The sequence below is a fragment of the Microbacterium sp. 71-23 genome, assembly GCF_001897265.1.
In the GTDB taxonomy this organism is placed as follows: domain Bacteria; phylum Actinomycetota; class Actinomycetes; order Actinomycetales; family Microbacteriaceae; genus Microbacterium; species Microbacterium ginsengisoli.
Genome location: NZ_MKSL01000012.1, coordinates 261,846 through 278,843 on the forward strand (window position 1 = coordinate 261,846; position 16,998 = coordinate 278,843).

Genomic DNA, 16,998 nt, shown 5'->3' on the forward strand with positions numbered 1-16,998 from the left:
CGCTCACCGTCCTTCGAAGACGCCCGCGCGTCGCTCGGCGAACGCCGCGCGACCCTCTGCGGCATCGCGGGTCGCGAAGGTGATCGCCTGCATCTCGCGCTCGTACGCCATCGCACCGCTGCGCGGCAGGTCGGCGGCCGCGACGAGGTTCGCCTTCGCGGTCTCCACGGCGATGGGCGGGCGGGCGGCGATCGTCTGCGCCAGGCCGCGTGCCCGCGGGAGCAGGTCGTCGGGGGCGAGCACCTCCGAGACGAGCCCCCAGCGCAGCGCGGTCTCGGCGTCGATCGCGTCTCCGGTCATGAGCATCATTGCGGCGTTGCCGGGTCCGACGGCCGCCGCGAGCAGGGGCGACATCCCGCCGCCGCCGATCCAGCCGAGCTTGACCTCCGGCGCCGCGAAGCTCGCAGACGAGGACGCGAGTCGGATGTCGCAGGTCAACGCGGTCTCGAGGCCGCCCCCGAAGGCGTAGCCGTTGACCGCCGCGATGACGGGCTTGCGCACCTCTCGCAGGGCGTCGCAGTAGTCGCGGCGGTTGCGGAACGCCCAGGGGCTGGCGTACGCGTCGAGCGTGCGGATGTCGGATCCGGCGCAGAACGCCCGCTCGCCTGCGCCGGTGAGCACGACGGCGCGGACGCGGTCGCTGTCGTTGATCCAGTGCGCGGCGCGCTCGAGCTCCGCCGACATCTCCGGCGTGACGGCGTTGAGCTTCTCGGGGCGCGAGATCGTGAGCACGGCGACGCCGTCCTCGACCTCGACCACCACCTCCGCGATGCGCGAGACGAAGGTCGACTCCTCGGTCAGGGGACTCATGCGGGCATCCTCTCGGGGGTGGCTGCGGCTGCTCGGGCGGTGTGGAAGAGCTCCTCGAGCTCGTGGAGGACCGTCCCGGTCTCGATGTCGTCGGTGACGCCGGCGCGCAGCAGCGCCGATGCCGCCGACTGGAAGGGGATGTAGCCGGCGAATCGCGGCCGCACCCATGCCTGGTCGATCGTGGTGAGCGTGCTGCTGTAGAAGCCCCCGGACGCGGAGTCGACAGCTTCGTCGGTCCACGCAGCACGGGCGCTCGGCTGGCCGGCGTGCGCGGGGATGAGGCCGCGCTGCAGGTCGCTGGACATGAGTGCGCGCAGGTGGTCGATGAGCGCCGCGGACGGCGAGCATCGCCGACTGATGGCGATGCCGGTCCCGCCGAGGGTCGATCCGATCCGCGGGCCCGCGGTGGGTGGGGCGCCGAACCGCACGCCCCCCTCGCCCTGGGCGTAGGTTACGTAGCCGTACACGAGGGGGAGGTAGTCGAGGTCGTCACCGGTGCGCAGACGTTCGAGCAGGGAGATCGGGTTCTGCCCGATCGTCCCCGCGGGTGCGCTGCCGTGAAGGGCGCGCAGCACACGCAGGGCCTCGGCGCCGGTGGCGCGGGAGAGCAGGATGTCGCCGCGCGCCGGCTCCTCGCCGAGGCCGACCGCGATCGAGCACCAGCTCAGGAACGCGTGCGGGCCTGCCAGGCTCGGCGCGACGCGTGCTGTGCGCGAGGCGAGCGCCACGGCCTCGTCCCAGGTCGCCGGCGCCGCATCGAGGGCGTCAGGCCGCCACGCCGCCACCTGGGTGGCGGCGTCGAGCGGCAGCGCCCACGGGCGACCCTCGAGCACGTAGCTGGTGAAGCTCGGGCCGACCGCGGCATCCGACCATGCGGTGAGCTCGTCCGTCGAGAACAGCGCGTCCAGCGGATGCAGCGCATCATGGGCCCGCGCGTCGCCCAGGTGGGGGTGGTCGAGCACGACCAGGTCGAACTCCGCCGCGATCCGCTCGATCGGGGCGGACTCGAACCCCTCGAGCGGCTGCGCCTCCCATGTCAGCGTGTCGGGTCCGTCCGCCGAGAACGCCGCCGCGGCGGCGCGCAGCGCATCGGTGCCGCGCGGATGGTCCCAGGTGAGCCCGCGATAGTGCGTCATGACAGCGTGTCGGCCGGCGTCAGCACGGTCTCGGCGACCACGCCGCGTCCGAGCAGGTCGTCGGCGTCGAGGCCGAGCTCGTCGAGCAGCTCGCGTGTGTGCTGCCCGACGAGCGGGGCACCGCGGTCGATGCGCGGCGGTGTGGCCGAGAAGCGGTACGGAAACCCGGGGACGCTGATCGTCCCCTCGGTCGGGTGGTCGTAGGTGACGAACGTGCCGTTGTGGGCGATCTGCGGATCGGCCACGAGATCGGCATAGCCGTAGACGGGTCCTGCCCAGATACCCGCCGGGAGGAGCGTCTCCAGCCAGTGGTCGGTCGTCTTCGCGCGCAGGCGGTCGGCCGTGCGGCGGTAGAGCTCATCGCGGTGCGTCCAGCCCTCGACCTCGGGATCCATGCCGGCGAAGGTCGGTTCGTCGATCAGTCGCCCGAGCGTATCCAGGTCGGCGAAGCCCAGCGCGAGGTAGCCGTCGGCCGTGGCGAACACGCCATACGGCGCCCGGATGTACACGTGCGCGTTCGGCTCGGAGCCACGCTCCTGGGGCACACCGCCGACCGTGAACACCGACAGCTCCTGCATCTGCAGGGTCGTCAGCGCGTCGAGCATGTTGACGGTCACCAATTGGCCCTCCCCGGTGCGCTCACGGTGGAGGAGCGCCGCGAGCACGCCCTCGAACGCCGTCGAGGCGGTGACCGCATCGGCGAGGTACTGGCCGGCGGGCGACGGAGGCTCCCCGGCGCGGCCGGCCGAGAGCATCGCCCCCGACATCGCCTGCACGAGAAGGTCCTGCCCGGGGCGCGTCGCGTACGGGCCCGTCTCGCCGTAGCCCGAGATCGAGACGTAGACGATCGACGGATTGACCGCGCGCACGCTCTCGTAGTCGAGGCCCAGGCGGGCCGCCACTCCCGGACGGTAGTTCTGCAGGAACACATCGGCGGTCGCCAGCAGCGCGCGCACCGCCGCCGCGCCCTCGACCGACTTCAGGTCGATCGCGAGAGAGCGCTTGTTGCGGTTCAGCGACAGGAACGACACGTTGATGCGGTTTCCCCGAGCGCCGCCGGCGGACGCGAAACGCTGCCACTCGCCGGCGGTCGGCTCGACCTTGATGACGTCGGCACCGAGATCGCCGAGGCGCTGGGCGGCGAACGGCCCCGCCATCGCGATCGAGCAGTCGATGACGCGGTAGCCCGAGAGCACCCCGCGCGGTTCGTCGTGATCAGTCATGGATCCGGACCTCCCGTCCGTCGTCGGCGGATGAGCGCAGGAGCGCCTCGATGAGCTCCACGGATCGGGCCGCGACATCCGCCGTGCTGTTGTTGTCGGTGTGCGCTCCGGTGATCAGGTCGATGAACCTCGCCGGCGGCACCAGGCACTCGTACTCACCCTCACCCGGCGGGATAACGAGCTCCTCGTGTCCGCCGTCGTAACGGCTGAGGCGCACTCGTTCGCGCTCGACGTCGATCATCAGCACGCCGTCGCTGCCGAAGAGCCGGATGTCCACCTGGTACGGATCGCCGTCTGCGAGGGTCGCCGCACCCGAGAGTGACGCCAGCGCGCCGTTGTCGAACCGCACCACCGCCGCGTCGAAGAGGTCGACGGCGGAGCCGGCGTGCGCCGTGCGTCCGGCGACGGTCCGGGCGCGCAGCCCGGTCAGCCAGAAGAGCAGCGCGGACGAGTGCGTGACCTGACCGTGGGCATACCCGCCGCCGTGCGCGGGTGAGGCCCAGGTGCTCTGCTGGGGCGCGGTGGCCGACTCCCAGCGCTCGAGCATGTGGGTCGGGTCGCCGCCGAACAGACCTCGCGTCGGCGAGGCCATGTGGCACAGGGCGTACTGGATCTCCCCGATCGCCCCCTCGTCCAGCAGGCGCTTCGCGGCGACGGTGAACGGCTTGTAGTTCCAGCCGTAGGGGACGAGCAGGTGCACTCCCGCCGTCTCCGCACGCCGGGCGAGGTCCCAGGCTTGCCCGGCGTGCAGCGTCATCGGCTTCTCGCACAGCACGTGCAGTCCGCGATCGAGGGCGGCGACCGCCGCGGGGTAGTGCAGGTCGTGCGGGGTCGTGATGACGACCGCGTCGAGGCCCGCATCGAGCAGCTCGTCGATGTCGTGCGTGGCCATGCCGAAGCCGAACCGGTCACGCACGGCGAACACGTCGTCGCCCAGACCGCAGACGCCCACGAGCTCGACGTCCTCCCGCGCCTGGAAGATCGGGAAGTGGTTGCTGGTCGCCCACCATCCGGCACCGATCGCGCCGAGGCGCACGCGGCTCACGCGGCGCTCCGCAGCCACGTGCGGCGCTCGCCGCGGGCGGACTGCCGCACGAGCCCGCGCTGCTGCATCCGCTCGAGGTTTCCCGTCACCGGGAAGACGAGGTAGTCGGCGGCGGCGTCCGGCCACGTCCCGACCTCGGCGGCGATGAGACGCACGATCTCGAGCGTCGTGAGGTCCTCGGTGGTGCTCAGCACACGCGAGATCGCCGCGTCGAGCACGTCGACGTACTGCTCGGATGCCGCCAGGAACCCTTCGACCTCGGTGCCTTCGTAGAGCGGGTAGTGCGCCGTGAGGAGCAGGTCTGCCCCGTGCGTGCGAAAGCCGGCCAGCGTGCGCAGGTAGTCGTCGGTATCGCGGTAGGTCGGGGGGAACGCGGCGCTCCCGTCGGCGTAGGGCACCGTCGTGCCGAGTGTCGCATCGGAGATGAGGAGCGCACGCGAGCGATCGTCCCAGAGCGCGAGATGACCGGGGCTGTGGCCGGGCGCGGCGAGGACGACGATGCGGCGGTCGCCGAGGTCGAACGTCTCGCCTCCGGTGAGAGGCGTCACATCGTCGACGAGGCCCGTGACCGCGCGGATGTGGGCGGTGGTCTCGGCCGGGTCGTCGAAGCCGTCCGAGACGCGGAACTCGCCGTAGCGCTCGGCGATCAGGCGATCGAGGTCGGTCACGAGCGGAAGGTCGTCGGCGCCGGCGAACAGGGCGACGTGCGGCACCGCCTCGCGAAGGGCGGCGTTGCCGCCGGTGTGATCGAAATCGCAGTGGGAGTTGATCGCCCAGCGGATGCGCGCCGGATCGATTCCGGCGTCGGCGAGATAGGGGAGGAGCGTGCCCGTGACGCTGTCGGCGACGCCGGTGTCCCACAGGAGGATCCCTTCGGGGCCCTCGAGCAGGTAGAGCGCGACGACGCGCTCGCCGAGGGGTGCGACCACGCGGTGGAGTCCCTCACGGAGCAGCACCTCAGACCTCCCGATCGTGCGGGGCGTCGTCGGCGACGAGACGCAGTCCGGTGCGGCGGGAGCGCACGTGGGGTCCTTCGGGAACGGTCCAGCTGCCGTTGCGTCGCTCGGTCGCGATGGCGTCCTCATCGACCGTGATGCCGTGTCCGGGGGTGTCGCCGAGGACGATCCCGCCGTCGGCGATCTCGCGGTCGATCGCGAGGCCGAACGGCATGCCGAGGTCCTGCACCTCGGCGGCGAGATGATTGGGCACACCCGCGGCGGCGTGCGCCACCGCCTCGTTGGCGGTGAGGCCGACCGGGCTGATCGGCAGGTCCCGGGCATGGGCGGCGTGGGCGACGCGCAGGAAGTGGGTGATGCCCCAGACGCATCCCGACTGCACGATGTCGACGGCGCCGTGGTCGAACAGCGCACGGTACTGCTCGAGTCCGGTCAGGTTCTCGCCGGTCGCCACAGCCGCGCGGATCGACCGCGTGAGGCGGGCGTGGCCCGCGGCATCCCACCGGCGCAGCGGCTCTTCGATCCAGGTCAGGTCGTGGTGCTCCTCGACCGCGCTGACATAGCGCACGGCCTGCTTGAGGTTCCACGACTCGTTCGCGTCGAGCATGAGCGCGGGCCGCGAGGTGTTGCGGCGCAGGGCGTCGGAGACGATGCCGAGGCGCCGGATGTCGACATCCGCGTCACGCCCGCCCTTGAGCTTCCCGCTCGTGAAGCCGCGATCGGCCATGGCCGAGTAGAACGTCGCGAGGGACTCGTCGTCGAGGGCGATGTCGAGGCCGGACGCATAGCCGGCGACGAAGCGGTCGCGTCCGCCGATGAGGCGCCACAGCGGCTCCCCGGCGGCCTTCGCCTTGAGGTCCCACAGTGCCATGTCGAAGGTGCCGATCCCGCCGAAGGTCGCCCCGCCGTGACCGTCCTTGAACACGCGGGCGAGCATGCGGTCGTAGAGCGCGCCGACGGCCCGGGGGTCCTCGCCCTCGAGGGCGGGGAAGAGCCGATCGAGATCGTGGTCGGAGCCGGTGCCGATTCCGGTGAGCCCGGCGTCGGTCTCGAGCAGCACGACGGGCACGTCGGTGATGCCCGAGGCGATGTGCCCATTGACGTCGCCGATGGGGCGGCCCCAGTCTCGGTGGGTGCGCAGCACGCGGTATCCGGTGATCTTCATGTCGTCCTTGATCGAGAAGCTCCTGCACGAGTCGTGCTGGAAAGAGCATACATCACATGTTAGAACTGTAGGGAAGAGAGAGGCTTGATGATGAGCACCCGACCCTCGCCCCGTGGCGTCCGGCTCACCGACGTCGGATTCGGCGCCGCGCAGCTGGGAAACCTCGGCCGCGTGACGACCGACGACGAGGCGGCGGGCGCGGTCGAGGAGGCCTGGCGCCGCGGCATCCGGTACTTCGACACCGCGCCGCACTACGGACTCGGCCTCTCCGAACGTCGCCTCGGCGCCGCCCTCGCCGCCCGTCCGCGCGACGAGTACGTCATCTCCACCAAGGTGGGCCGGCTGCTCGAGCCGAACGAGCCTCCCCACGGCACCGACGACGGGTTCGTCGTGCCCGCCACCCACCGACGCGTCTTCGACTTCAGCCGCGACGCGATCCTGCGCTCGGTCGACGAGAGCCTCGCCCGGCTCGGTCTCGACCGCGTCGACATCCTCTATCTGCACGACCCCGACCACGAGTGGGAGGCCGCCTCGACGACGGGCGTGGACACCCTCATCGAGCTGCGCGACCAGGGCGTGACGAGGGCGATCGGCGCCGGGATGAACCAGTCGGCGATGCTCGCGCGGTTCGTCCGCGAGTGCGATGTCGACGTCGTCATGCTCGCCGGGCGCTACACCCTGCTGGAGCAGGGGGCCGCCGAGGACCTCCTGCCCGCCGCGCTCGATCGGGGCGTCGCCGTGATCGCCGCGGCGGTCTACAACTCCGGTCTGCTCAGCGCCGATCGCCCCGCCGCCGGCCTCACCTACGACTACCTGCCCGCGCCGGAGTCTCTCATCGAGCGCGTCACCCGCATCGCCGAGGTGTGCGAGCGTCACGGCGTGCGCCTCCCGGAGGCGGCCGTGCAGTTCCCGCTGCGGCACCCCGCGACCGCGTCGGTCGTCGTCGGCATGCGCACGGCCGATCAGGTCGACTCGACCCTCGACCGTCTCGCCGCACGCATCCCCGTCGCGCTCTGGGACGACCTGCGCGCCACCGGCCTCCTCGTCGCCGACGACGCGATCGACACGGTGGCGCCGTGATCATCGACGCCCACCAGCACATCTGGACGCGCACCGTCGCCGACTACGACTGGCTGACCCCCGCGGCGGGCGTGCTCTACCGGGACTTCACGATGGCGGATGTCGCGGCCGACCGCCGTGCCGCCGGCGTCGCCGGGGTCGTGCTCGTGCAGGCCGCGGACGACGCGCGCGACACCGCCCACATGCAGCGGGCCGCGGATGCCGATCCGGCCGTTGTCGCCATCGTCGCCTGGGTGCCCCTCGACGCCCCGGCCGCCACGGCCCGCGCCCTCGAGCGGCTGCGGGAGGACGACCGGATCGTCGGTGTGCGCGCGCTCATCCATGAGCGCGACGATCCGGACTGGATCCTGCGCGACGACGTGGCCGCGGGTCTCGCGCAGGTCGCCGCCGCAGGCCTCGCGTTCGACTACGTGACGGCGTCACCGGCCGCGCTCGCGCACCTCCCGCGTCTCGGGGAGCGCCATCCCGACCTGCGGCTGATCATCGACCACCTCGGCAAGCCGCCCGTGGGAGGCGGCGGCGACACCGCGCTCTGGCGGCGCCTGCTCGCCGCGGCCGCGGAGAACCCCCGTGTGCACGCGAAGGTCTCCGGACTGTACCCCGCCGTCACTCCCGCCGACTGGGCGGCAGGGGACATCCGCCCCCTGCTGGATGCCGCGCGTGAGCTGTTCGGCGCGGACCGGCTGCTGGCCGGCAGCGACTGGCCGATCTCCCTCATCGCCGGCGGATATGCCCGCACCTGGGAGGGCATCCAGCGGGCCAGCGACACCTGGAGCGCCGACGAGCGCTCCCGCCTGCTCGGCGGTACGGCCGCCGAGTGCTATCGGATCGACCCTGGGCGTCTGGCCCGGGCGAAGGAGGACCTGTGACCGAGTTCATGCGCATCGGGGCGCCCGGTGCCGAGATCCCCGTGCTCCGGCACGAGGGGGCGCACTACGACCTGCGCCCGCTCACGCACGACATCGACGGCGCGTTCCTCGCCGCCGACGGGCTGCGGCGAGCCCGCGACGCCGCGCGCGGCGGCGGACTCGAGCGCATCGATCTGACGGGTGCGCGCATCGGAGCCCCGGTCGCGACCCCCGGGAAGGTCGTGTGCATCGGGCTCAACTACCGCGACCACGCCGAGGAGACCGGCGCCGCGATCCCGCAGGAGCCCGTCGTGTTCATGAAGGACCCGGGCACCGTCGTCGGCCCGTTCGACGAGGTCCTGATCCCCCGCGGGTCGCGCAAGACCGACTGGGAGGTCGAGCTCGCCGTCGTCATCGGCACGACCGCGCGTTACCTCGCGAGCGACGAGGAGGCGGCGGCATCCATCGCCGGCTACGCGATCTCGAACGACGTGTCCGAGCGCGAGTTCCAGCTCGAGCGCGGGGGACAGTGGGACAAGGGGAAGAGCTGCGAGAGCTTCAACCCACTCGGTCCGTGGCTGGTGCCCGCCGATGAGGTAGCGGACCCGCAGGACCTCGGGATGCGGCTGTCGGTCAACGGAGAGCAGCGCCAGAACGGGTCGACCTCGACGATGATCTTCGGCGTGCTCGAGGTGGTGCGCTACCTCTCGCAGTTCATGGTTCTGCGGCCGGGTGACGTCGTGAACACGGGAACCCCGGCGGGGGTGGCACTGGGCATGCCCACCCCGGTCTACCTCGCCCCCGGCGATCGGGTCGAGCTCAGCATCGACGGTCTGGGCACGGCGCGCCAGCTGTGCGTGGCGGCATGAGCGCCGGCGCCTGGCGGGGTGTGCGCGCGATCGTCACCGGCGGCGCCTCGGGTATCGGACGCGCCACCGTCGAGGCCCTGCAGGACGCCGGCGCCACGGTCGGCGTGCTCGACCTCGCCGTCGACGACCTGCCGGGCGCGGCGATCGGCGCATCCGCCGACCTGCGCTCGCGGACATCGGTCGCCGCGGCCATCGATGCGCTCGCCACGACGCTCGGCGGAGTGGACGTGCTCGTCAACAACGCGGGGATCAGCGCGATCGGCACGGTCGAGGAGAACGACGACGACGAATGGGCGCGCGTGCTCGACGTGAACGTCATCGGCATGGCGCGCGCGTCGGCCGCCGCGCTGCCGTGGCTGCGGCGCTCGGAGCGCGCGGCGATCGTGAACGTGTGCTCGATCGCCGCGCGCAACGGCCTGCCTCAGCGCGCGCTCTACAGCGCTTCGAAAGGCGCGGTGTACGCGCTCACCCTGGCGATGGCGACCGACCACGTCCGCGAGGGGGTGCGCGTCAACTGCGTGTGCCCCGGCACCGTCGCCACGCCGTTTGTCGATCGGATGCTGCAGAACTTCCCCGACCCCGTCGCCGAGCGGGCCGCCCTCGACGCACGCCAGGCCACCGGTCGCATGGTCACGCCCGCCGAGGTCGCCGCGGCGATCCTCTACCTCGCCCACCCGGCGTCCGGGTCGACGACCGGCACGGCGCTCGACGTCGACGGCGGCGTCACCCACCTGCGTATGCGGCCGACCCCCTGAGCGCCGGGCACGTCTCACCGGGTGCGCTAACGTGACGGCGTGACATCCGCCGCCCGCGCCCTGCCCGCGCGACGTCTGCCGGCACTGCTCACGCTGCTGCGACTGGGGCTTGCGACCGTCGTGATCGGGGTCGCCACGGGCCTTGCCGTCCTGCTGCTGGTGTGGATCGTGCACTCGATCGAGCATCTCGTGTGGGGGCACGAGGAGGGGCCGTTCCTCGACGGCATCGCCTACCCGAGCGTGTGGTGGCTGCCGCTCGTCAGCGTCACCGCCGCGGGCGTGATCGCCGCCACCGGCTGGTACCTGGTGCGACGTTTCGGTCGCCGCATCGCCAGCGTCGAGGAGGGCGTCGCCGGCACGCCCATGCCGTGGTGGGAGACGCTCATCGACACGGTGCTGCAGGTGGCATCCGTGGGTCTCGGTGCCTCCATCGGCAAGGAGGTCGCCCCGCGCGAGCTCTCGGCCATGGCGGGCTCGAAGATCGTGCGGTGGTTCGGACTCGACGCCCGCTGGCGCCGCATCCTCATCGCCTCCGCCGCCGGCGCGGGCCTCGCCGCCGTCTACAACGTGCCGCTCGGCGGTGCGCTGTTCGCGGTCGAGATCCTGCTGGCCCAGTTCAGCATCGGTGCGGCGGTGACAGCCCTCTCGGTCAGCGCCATCGCGACGCTCGTCGCGCGCCCGCTCGTGCCCGACGAGTCGCTCTACCACGTGGCATCCGTCGAGGTGAATGCGTCCCTCATCGTCGCCGCGATCATCATCGGCCCCCTCATGGGTCTCGGTGCCACCGGGTTCGCCGCGACCACCAAGCGGCTCTCCGGGCTGCGGCCCACCGGTTGGAGGCTGCTCGTCGCGCTTCCGGTCGTCTTCGCCGCCGTCGGTGCCGTCGGCATCGTGTTCCCGCTGATACTCGGCAACGGGCGTGCGCTCGCGACCGCCGGCTTCGACCTGTCGCAGCCCGCACTGCTGCTGCTCGTGCTCGCCGTGCTCAAGTACGTCGCCACCTCGATCTCGCTGGGCTCGGGCGCGATCGGCGGCACCCTGCAGCCCTCCGTCGCGATCGGTGCGGCGCTCGGAGCGGCGGCCGCGGCCGGATGGGCGTTCATCTGGCCGGGCGCCGACGGCACGGCGCTCGCGATCGTCGCGGCGGCCGCCTTCCTCGCCTCCAACATGCGGGCCCCCTTCACGGCGATCGCGCTGATCGTCGGCTTCACCGGAACCGGGTTCGACCTGCTCGTGCCGATCTTCCTCGCGGTCGCCGGCTCGCTCGCGGCATCCCGTCTCGTCGGCCGTGGCGCCCTCGGCCGCTTCGCGCCGATCGACCCCGGCCGCGAGTAGCGCCGGCGGGGCGGTTAGGCTCCGAAGGATGTCGCTCCCCGCCGCCCCCGCCTCCCGCTCGCGCCGCCTCGTGCTCGCGTGCATCGGCATCGGGCTCCTCTCGGGCTTCCTCTCGGGCCTGTTCGGCGTCGGCGGCGGCACGGTCATCGTGCCCCTGCTCGTGCTGCTGCTCGGCTTCGACCAGCGGCGCGCCGCCGGCACCTCGCTCGCGGCCATCGTGCCGACCTCTGCCGTCGGGGTGATCTCCTACGCGGTGCACGGATCGGTCGCGTGGATCCCCGCGCTGCTGCTCGCCGCGGGCGCTGTCGTGGGCGCCCAGATCGGCACCTGGCTGCTGCCGAAGGTGTCGCGGAACGCGTTGCGCTGGGGTTTCGTGGCGTTCCTCGCGGTCGTCGTCGTGAGCCTCTTCCTCGTCATCCCCTCCCGCGGCGAGCCCTTCGACGTCGCGTGGTACACCGCGATCGCCCTCGTCGCCCTGGGCGTCGTCACCGGCGTCGTCTCGGGCCTCATCGGGGTCGGCGGCGGTATCGTCGTCACCCCGGTGCTCATGCTCGCGTTCGGCGCGAGCGACCTGATCGCCAAGGGCACGTCGCTGCTCATGATGATCCCGACGGCGATCTCGGGCACCGTCGGCAACCTCCGCCGCCACAACGTCGACCTCGCCGCAGGCCTGATCATCGGCATCGCCGCGTGCGCCACCACCGCCCTCGGGGCGTGGGTCGCGACGATCGTCGATCCCTTCGTCGGCAACGTGCTGCTCGCCGCCTACCTCGTCTTCATCGCGGTGCAGATGGCGCGCAAGGCGCTCACGGCGCGCCGGGCGCGCTGACGCCGGAGGCGCACCCCCGACGCGCCCCGACGTCCACGGTGCGCACCTCCAGCGTCCTCCCGGGCGCGGCCGGGCCCCCTCGGTAGGATGATCGGGTGCCCGTGAACACCGAGCTCGTCGGCCGCGTCTTCCCGCCGACCGCCCCGTACATCGTCGGCCGTGAGAAGGTGCGCGAGTTCGCGCGCGCCGTCTTCGCCACCGACCCCCAGCACGTCGACCCGGCTGCCGCCCAGGCGCTCGGCTACGCCGACGTGGTCGCCCCGCCGACCTTCGCGATGGTCATCCAGGACCTCACCCTGCAGCAGCTGCTCGCCGAGCCCGACTCGGGCATCGTGCTCGAGCGCCTCATCCACGCCGAGCAGCGCTTCCGCTACACACGGCCTATCGTCGCCGGCGACGAGCTCGTCGGCACGCTGTCGGTCACGGGCGTCCGCGCCGTCGGCAAGGGTGCGATGGTGACCAGCGAGGCCGAGGTCACGGATGCCTCGGGCGCACACGTCGTGACCGCGACATCCATCCTTCTCGTGGGAGGCGACGAATGACCGACCTGCAGATCGGCGACGTCGTCGCGGAGCGCGACGTGCACCTGACCCGCGAGGCGCTCGTGCGCTACGCGGGCGCGTCGGGAGATTTCAACCCCATCCACTATCGCGACGACATCGCCCAGCGCGTGGGTCTTCCCGGCGTCCTCGCACACGGCATGCTCACGATGGGCCTCGCTGTCGAGACCGTCGTGCCGTGGCTCGGTGACGCCGGACGCATCCTCGAGTACGGGGTGCGTTTCACCCGGCCCGTGCTGGTTGACGCGGAGGACGGTGCCGATGTGCACGTCGTGGCGGCCGTCGGCGCCGTCAGCGACGGGGAGGCCCGCATCGACCTCACCGTGACCTTCGGCGAGACGACCGTGCTGGGCAAGGCCCAGGTGCGGGTGCGCACCGCCTGACCCATGCCCGAGATCGACCCGCTGCCGCTCGCGCAGCTCACGACCCTCCGCACCGGTGGCGCCCCCGAGCGCATGATCGACGCGCTCACCCGCGACGAGCTCGTGACGGTGCTGCGCGACGTCTGGGCGAGCGGCGACGACTGGCTCGTGCTGGGCGGCGGCTCGAACCTGCTCGTCGGGGACGAGCCATTCGAGGGAACGGTCGTGCGGGTGCGCTCAGCGGGCGTCGAGCGGCTCGCAGCCCCGGAACCGGGCATCGCACGACTGCGGGTGCAGGCGGGTCACGCCTGGGACGATCTGGTCGCACAGAGCGTCGCGTGGGGGCTGTCGGGCATCGAGGGCATGTCGGGCATCCCGGGAACCGTGGGCGCCGCGCCGGTGCAGAACGTCGGCGCGTACGGGCAGGAGATCGCCGACACGCTCGTCGCCGTCGAGCTGATCGACGAGACGACCGGCGAGGTCGTGGAAGTGCCCGCGGGCGAGCTGGGCCTCGGTTTCCGCACGTCGGTGCTCAAGCACCACTACGGATCGGTGCCCGCCCGGCGTGCCGTCATCCTCACCGTCACCCTCGACCTCGCGGAGATCGGCACCGCCCCGCGCCCGCTGACCTCCGACCGGCTGCGCCAGGCGCTGCCGGTCGCGGCGGGCGCCGAGCTCTCGCTCGCGGAGGTGCGCGATCTGGTGCTGCAGACCCGGCGTGCGAAGGGGATGGTGCTCGATGAGGCCGACCCCGACACGCGCAGCGCCGGGTCGTTCTTCCAGAACCCGATCGTGTCCGAGCAGTTCGCCCGCAGCCTTCCCGATGCCTGCCCGCGGTGGCCGATGGAGTCGACCCGCGAGCCCGTCATCGTCATTCCGTTGGCGGCATACGACGGGTACGTCCCCCGCGCGGCGCCCCGCAACGTGCAGTACAAGCTGAGCGCCGCGTGGCTGATCGAGAACGCCGGCATCCGCAAGGGGATGCGGCTGGGCCGCTCCCGCGCCTTCGTCTCGTCGAAACACGCCCTCGCCCTGACGAACCGCGAGGACGGCACGGCCGCCGAGGTCGCCGAGCTGGCCCGGTTCGTGCAGCAGCGGGTCGCGGCCGACTTCGGCATCGAGCTGCAGCCCGAGCCCGTGCTCGTCGGGGTGGAGCTGTGAGCGCGCGGCGCCGTGCCGCGGCGATCGCGACCCTCGCCCTCGCGATCGTGCTGTCGGGGTGCACCGGCGATGCGCTCGGACCCGCGACTCCCTCGCCGTCGGCGACGCCGCCCGCCCAGCCCGCGACGCCGGTGACCGCTGCCGAGCTGCCGTCGTACACGGCGGTCGCGCGGCTCAGTGGCGCCCTGGACTGCACCGGAACCCTGATCTCGATCCCGACATCGGCGACGGATGCCGCATCCGCTCCGGCATACGTGCTGACCACCGGTCGCTGCGCGGGCCTCGACGCCCAGAGCGAGGCGAACGAGACGATCGTCGACCAGCCCGGTCGCGGCACGGCCCGCTTCCTCGACATCACCGGCGCCTCGAGCGATGCGATCGTGACGTCGAACATCGCGCGCGTCGAGTACGCCACGCGCCGAGGTGACGACATCGCCGTGCTCCGCCTCGACGCCTCGCTGGCCGATCTGGCCGCGAAGGGTGTGACACCCCTCACCGTCTCCTCGACAGTGCCCGACCAGGGCATCGCCGTCACGAACGTGGCGGTGCCCACGGAGGACCTCCCCGAGGCGGATCGCGTGATGCGCAAGGGCGAGTGCACGATCGGTGCGACGCGCACCGTGCTCGAGTACAAGTGGCTGTGGTTCGGTGCGCTCTCGACGCCGTGTCCCGGCGTGATCGGCGGAACCGCCGGCGCCCCGCTCATCGCCGACGGCCAGGTGGTCGGCATGATCGGCACGACGAACGTGGGCGTGCCGACCGGCCGCGGATCCTCCTGCTACGTCGGGCGACCCTGCGAGGTCGGCTCCGACGGTGCCACGTTCGTCGCCGACTCCAGCTACAGCATGCCCGTGGCATCCGTGTCCGGCTGCTTCGCGACCGGGCGGTTCGCGCTCGGCTCGGGGTGCGGTCTCTCCGACGCGCAGTGGAGCATCGACGGCGGCGGCATCTTCGGCGGCGACGGGCAGGACGGCACCGGACGAACCCCGTCCCTCACCCTCCAGGCCGCGACGACGGCAGGACTCGAGGTGCAGCTGAACGTGCCGATCGCGGATGCCGCGACGTGCACTGATGCATCGACGTACGACGCCGGGCGGCGCTACATCCTCGATCCCGGCGATGAGCGCGTCGTGCCGGTGGCACTGCCGACGACCAACTCGTTCGTGGTGGCGTGCATCGCGGTGCCGGGGGATGAGGCGAACGCCGCCCGCATCGTGTTCTCGATCGACACCGTCGCCCCCACCGACGGCCCCGAGCTCACGGTGCAGCGCTTCGCCGATGGCGGGGTGCTCGTGGAGCCGGTCTTCGACCTGCCCGACATGTCGAGCGTCTGGGTGAAGTTCGGCGACCCGTCCGAGACGGTCTGTGCGGATCCGACCGGCTACTCCGAGGCCTACCGTCAGCCGTTCCTGTACGAGCGCGGCGCGCTGCCGCTGCGGTTCTGTGCCTACGGCTTCGACGTGGCGGGCAACAAGTCGCCCGTCGTCGACCACATCATCGATCCGGCGACGCCGACGCCGACGCCGGGCGCGACGATCCGCTGACGCGCCCCGCAACGACCGCGGTCAGGCCGCGACCTCGGTTCTGCCGCGGTCGGTCAGGCTGCGACCCCGGTCAGGCGGCGCCGAAAAGGCGCTGCAGGCGGTGCACGCCCTCGAGCAGCGCGTCGTCGCCGAGCGCGTACGACAGCCGCAGGTAGCCGCTCGGGCCGAACGCCTCACCGGGGACCACGGCGACCTCGGCCTGCTCGAGGATGAGGTCGGCGAGCTCGAGCGATGAGGTGGGCGTGACGCCGCCCCACTCGCGGCCGAGCAGCCCTGTGACATCCGGGTAGACGTAGAACGCGCCGAGCGGGTTCGGCACCGTGACGCCCGGGATCTTCGCGAGCTCGGCGACCATGAGGCGCCGGCGTCGGTCGAAGGCCTGCCGGAACTCCTCGGCCTCGGTCTGGGGGCCGGTCAGCGCGGCGAGCGCCGCCCGCTGGGCGATGTTGTTGACGTTGCTCGACAGATGCGACTGCAGGTTGGCGGCGAGCGTGATGGCGTCCTTCGGGCCGACCATCCAGCCCACGCGCCATCCGGTCATGGCGTAGGTCTTCGCGACGCCGTTGACGAGGATGGTCTGGCCGGCGACCTCGGGAACCACCTCGACGACGGATGCCGCGCGCGCGCCCTCGTAGACGAGGTTCTGGTAGATCTCGTCGGAGATGATCCAGATGCCGTGCTCGAGGGCCCACTCGGCGATCGCGCGGGTCTCGTCGGGGGTGTACACGGAGCCGGTGGGGTTCGACGGCGACACGAAGACGAGCACGGTGGTGCGCGCGGTGCGGGCCGCCTCGAGCTGCTCGACGGTCACCTTGTAGTCCTGGTCGGCGCCGGCGAACACCTCGACGGGGATCCCGTCGGCGAGACGGATGGCCTCGGGGTAGGTGGTCCAGTAGGGCGCCGGCAGCAGCACCTCGTCGCCGGGGTTCACGACCGCCTGGAAGGCCTGGTACACCGATTGCTTGCCGCCGTTGGTGACGATGATCTGCGACGGGTCCACCTCGAGACCGGAGTCGCGCAGGGTCTTCGCGGCGATCGCCTCGCGGAGCACCGGGAGGCCGACCGCGGGGGTGTAGCGGAAGTTCGCGGGGTCTTCGAGTGCGTGGGCCGCGGCATCCACGATGAACGACGGCGTCGCGAAGTCGGGCTCTCCGGCCGCGTAGGAGATCACCGGGCGGCCGGCGGCCTGAAGGGCCTTGGCCTTGGCGTCGACCTTCAGCGTGGCGGACTCGGCGATGGCGGAGAGCTTGCGGGACAGCGGAGCGCGTTCAGACACGCTCTCGAGCGTAGTCGCCCGACGGGTCTCGCACCCGGGCGTGT

At 72.1% G+C, this 16,998-nt stretch carries 17 protein-coding genes; 10 read left to right on the forward strand and 7 right to left on the reverse strand.

The genetic code is table 11. The features are described from left to right. Positions 1 to 3: 3 nt before the first annotated feature. From BGO15_RS05550 to BGO15_RS05575, 6 genes are read right to left on the reverse strand one after another with little or no spacing between them, the layout of a single operon-like run. Positions 4 to 810, reverse strand: coding sequence for an enoyl-CoA hydratase/isomerase family protein (locus BGO15_RS05550; RefSeq protein WP_045247810.1), 807 nt, complete (start codon positions 808 to 810; stop codon positions 4 to 6). After that, positions 807 to 1,946: an extracellular solute-binding protein gene (locus BGO15_RS05555; protein WP_056207591.1), complete on the reverse strand. Its 1,140-nt coding sequence runs from the start codon at positions 1,944 to 1,946 to the stop codon at positions 807 to 809. The genes BGO15_RS05550 and BGO15_RS05555 overlap by 4 nt, the downstream gene beginning before the upstream one ends. Next, positions 1,943 to 3,169 carry a CaiB/BaiF CoA transferase family protein gene (locus BGO15_RS05560; RefSeq protein WP_056207588.1) on the reverse strand — a complete coding sequence of 409 codons (1,227 nt, stop codon included), beginning with the start codon at positions 3,167 to 3,169 and terminating at the stop codon, positions 1,943 to 1,945. Before BGO15_RS05560 ends, BGO15_RS05555 begins: the two co-directional genes overlap by 4 nt. Beyond that, the gene (locus tag BGO15_RS05565; protein WP_045247862.1) at positions 3,162 to 4,214 is read right to left on the reverse strand and encodes a Gfo/Idh/MocA family protein; all 1,053 of its coding nucleotides are present in this window, start codon (positions 4,212 to 4,214) and stop codon (positions 3,162 to 3,164) included. Before BGO15_RS05565 ends, BGO15_RS05560 begins: the two co-directional genes overlap by 8 nt. Further along, positions 4,211 to 5,143, reverse strand: coding sequence for an MBL fold metallo-hydrolase (locus tag BGO15_RS05570; RefSeq protein WP_162237857.1), 933 nt, complete (start codon positions 5,141 to 5,143; stop codon positions 4,211 to 4,213). The genes BGO15_RS05565 and BGO15_RS05570 overlap by 4 nt, the downstream gene beginning before the upstream one ends. A gap of 28 nt (positions 5,144 to 5,171) precedes the next feature. Further along, on the reverse strand, positions 5,172 to 6,335 hold the full coding sequence (locus BGO15_RS05575; RefSeq protein WP_045247814.1) for a mandelate racemase/muconate lactonizing enzyme family protein: 1,164 nt from the start codon (positions 6,333 to 6,335) through the stop codon (positions 5,172 to 5,174). 90 nt (positions 6,336 to 6,425) lie between these two features. Here BGO15_RS05575 and BGO15_RS05580 point away from each other — a divergent pair, with 90 nt between their 5' ends. From BGO15_RS05580 to BGO15_RS05625, 10 genes are all read left to right on the forward strand, one after another. Further along, a complete protein-coding gene (locus BGO15_RS05580) occupies positions 6,426 to 7,415 on the forward strand; it encodes an aldo/keto reductase (protein WP_056207799.1) in 990 nt (329 codons plus the stop codon). Beyond that, complete coding sequence (locus BGO15_RS05585) at positions 7,412 to 8,284, forward strand: amidohydrolase family protein (protein ID WP_056207583.1); 873 nt, start codon at positions 7,412 to 7,414, stop codon at positions 8,282 to 8,284. The genes BGO15_RS05580 and BGO15_RS05585 overlap by 4 nt, the downstream gene beginning before the upstream one ends. A gap of 8 nt (positions 8,285 to 8,292) precedes the next feature. Next, positions 8,293 to 9,132, forward strand: a complete 840-nt coding sequence (locus tag BGO15_RS05590; RefSeq protein ID WP_045247863.1) for a fumarylacetoacetate hydrolase family protein — start codon at positions 8,293 to 8,295, stop codon at positions 9,130 to 9,132. Continuing rightward, positions 9,129 to 9,887: an SDR family NAD(P)-dependent oxidoreductase gene (locus tag BGO15_RS05595; RefSeq protein WP_056207793.1), complete on the forward strand. Its 759-nt coding sequence runs from the start codon at positions 9,129 to 9,131 to the stop codon at positions 9,885 to 9,887. Before BGO15_RS05590 ends, BGO15_RS05595 begins: the two co-directional genes overlap by 4 nt. Before the next feature lie 39 nt (positions 9,888 to 9,926). Then, a complete protein-coding gene (locus BGO15_RS05600; protein ID WP_056207580.1) occupies positions 9,927 to 11,222 on the forward strand; it encodes a chloride channel protein in 1,296 nt (431 codons plus the stop codon). Continuing rightward, positions 11,176 to 12,051, forward strand: coding sequence for a sulfite exporter TauE/SafE family protein (locus tag BGO15_RS05605; RefSeq protein ID WP_327037322.1), 876 nt, complete (start codon positions 11,176 to 11,178; stop codon positions 12,049 to 12,051). Before BGO15_RS05600 ends, BGO15_RS05605 begins: the two co-directional genes overlap by 47 nt. 95 nt (positions 12,052 to 12,146) lie before the next feature. Beyond that, complete coding sequence (locus BGO15_RS05610) at positions 12,147 to 12,593, forward strand: MaoC family dehydratase N-terminal domain-containing protein (RefSeq protein WP_056207576.1); 447 nt, start codon at positions 12,147 to 12,149, stop codon at positions 12,591 to 12,593. After that, positions 12,590 to 12,994: a MaoC/PaaZ C-terminal domain-containing protein gene (locus BGO15_RS05615; protein ID WP_045247820.1), complete on the forward strand. Its 405-nt coding sequence runs from the start codon at positions 12,590 to 12,592 to the stop codon at positions 12,992 to 12,994. The genes BGO15_RS05610 and BGO15_RS05615 overlap by 4 nt, the downstream gene beginning before the upstream one ends. A gap of 3 nt (positions 12,995 to 12,997) precedes the next feature. Beyond that, positions 12,998 to 14,134 (forward strand): UDP-N-acetylmuramate dehydrogenase, encoded by a 1,137-nt coding sequence (locus tag BGO15_RS05620; RefSeq protein WP_056207573.1) that lies wholly within the window; start codon positions 12,998 to 13,000, stop codon positions 14,132 to 14,134. Continuing rightward, positions 14,131 to 15,678 carry a trypsin-like peptidase domain-containing protein gene (locus tag BGO15_RS05625; protein WP_045247822.1) on the forward strand — a complete coding sequence of 516 codons (1,548 nt, stop codon included), beginning with the start codon at positions 14,131 to 14,133 and terminating at the stop codon, positions 15,676 to 15,678. The genes BGO15_RS05620 and BGO15_RS05625 overlap by 4 nt, the downstream gene beginning before the upstream one ends. A 70-nt stretch (positions 15,679 to 15,748) precedes the next feature. Here BGO15_RS05625 and BGO15_RS05630 read toward each other — a convergent pair whose 3' ends face one another. Next, a complete protein-coding gene (locus tag BGO15_RS05630; protein WP_056207570.1) occupies positions 15,749 to 16,954 on the reverse strand; it encodes a pyridoxal phosphate-dependent aminotransferase in 1,206 nt (401 codons plus the stop codon). Between the last annotated feature and the right edge of the window lie 44 nt (positions 16,955 to 16,998).

Excerpts from the sequence above, each read along its gene's own strand:
- BGO15_RS05595 (WP_056207793.1), top strand. The coding sequence starts at position 9,129 with ATGAGCGCCGGCGCCTGGCGGGGTGTGCGCGCGATCGTCACCGGCGGC.
- BGO15_RS05615 (WP_045247820.1), top strand. The coding sequence starts at position 12,590 with ATGACCGACCTGCAGATCGGCGACGTCGTCGCGGAGCGCGACGTGCAC.
- BGO15_RS05560 (WP_056207588.1), bottom strand. The coding sequence starts at position 3,169 with ATGACTGATCACGACGAACCGCGCGGGGTGCTCTCGGGCTACCGCGTC.
- BGO15_RS05620 (WP_056207573.1), top strand. The coding sequence starts at position 12,998 with ATGCCCGAGATCGACCCGCTGCCGCTCGCGCAGCTCACGACCCTCCGC.
- BGO15_RS05590 (WP_045247863.1), top strand. The coding sequence starts at position 8,293 with ATGCGCATCGGGGCGCCCGGTGCCGAGATCCCCGTGCTCCGGCACGAG.
- BGO15_RS05575 (WP_045247814.1), bottom strand. The coding sequence starts at position 6,335 with ATGAAGATCACCGGATACCGCGTGCTGCGCACCCACCGAGACTGGGGC.
- BGO15_RS05550 (WP_045247810.1), bottom strand. The coding sequence starts at position 810 with ATGAGTCCCCTGACCGAGGAGTCGACCTTCGTCTCGCGCATCGCGGAG.
- BGO15_RS05580 (WP_056207799.1), top strand. The coding sequence starts at position 6,426 with ATGAGCACCCGACCCTCGCCCCGTGGCGTCCGGCTCACCGACGTCGGA.
- BGO15_RS05555 (WP_056207591.1), bottom strand. The coding sequence starts at position 1,946 with ATGACGCACTATCGCGGGCTCACCTGGGACCATCCGCGCGGCACCGAT.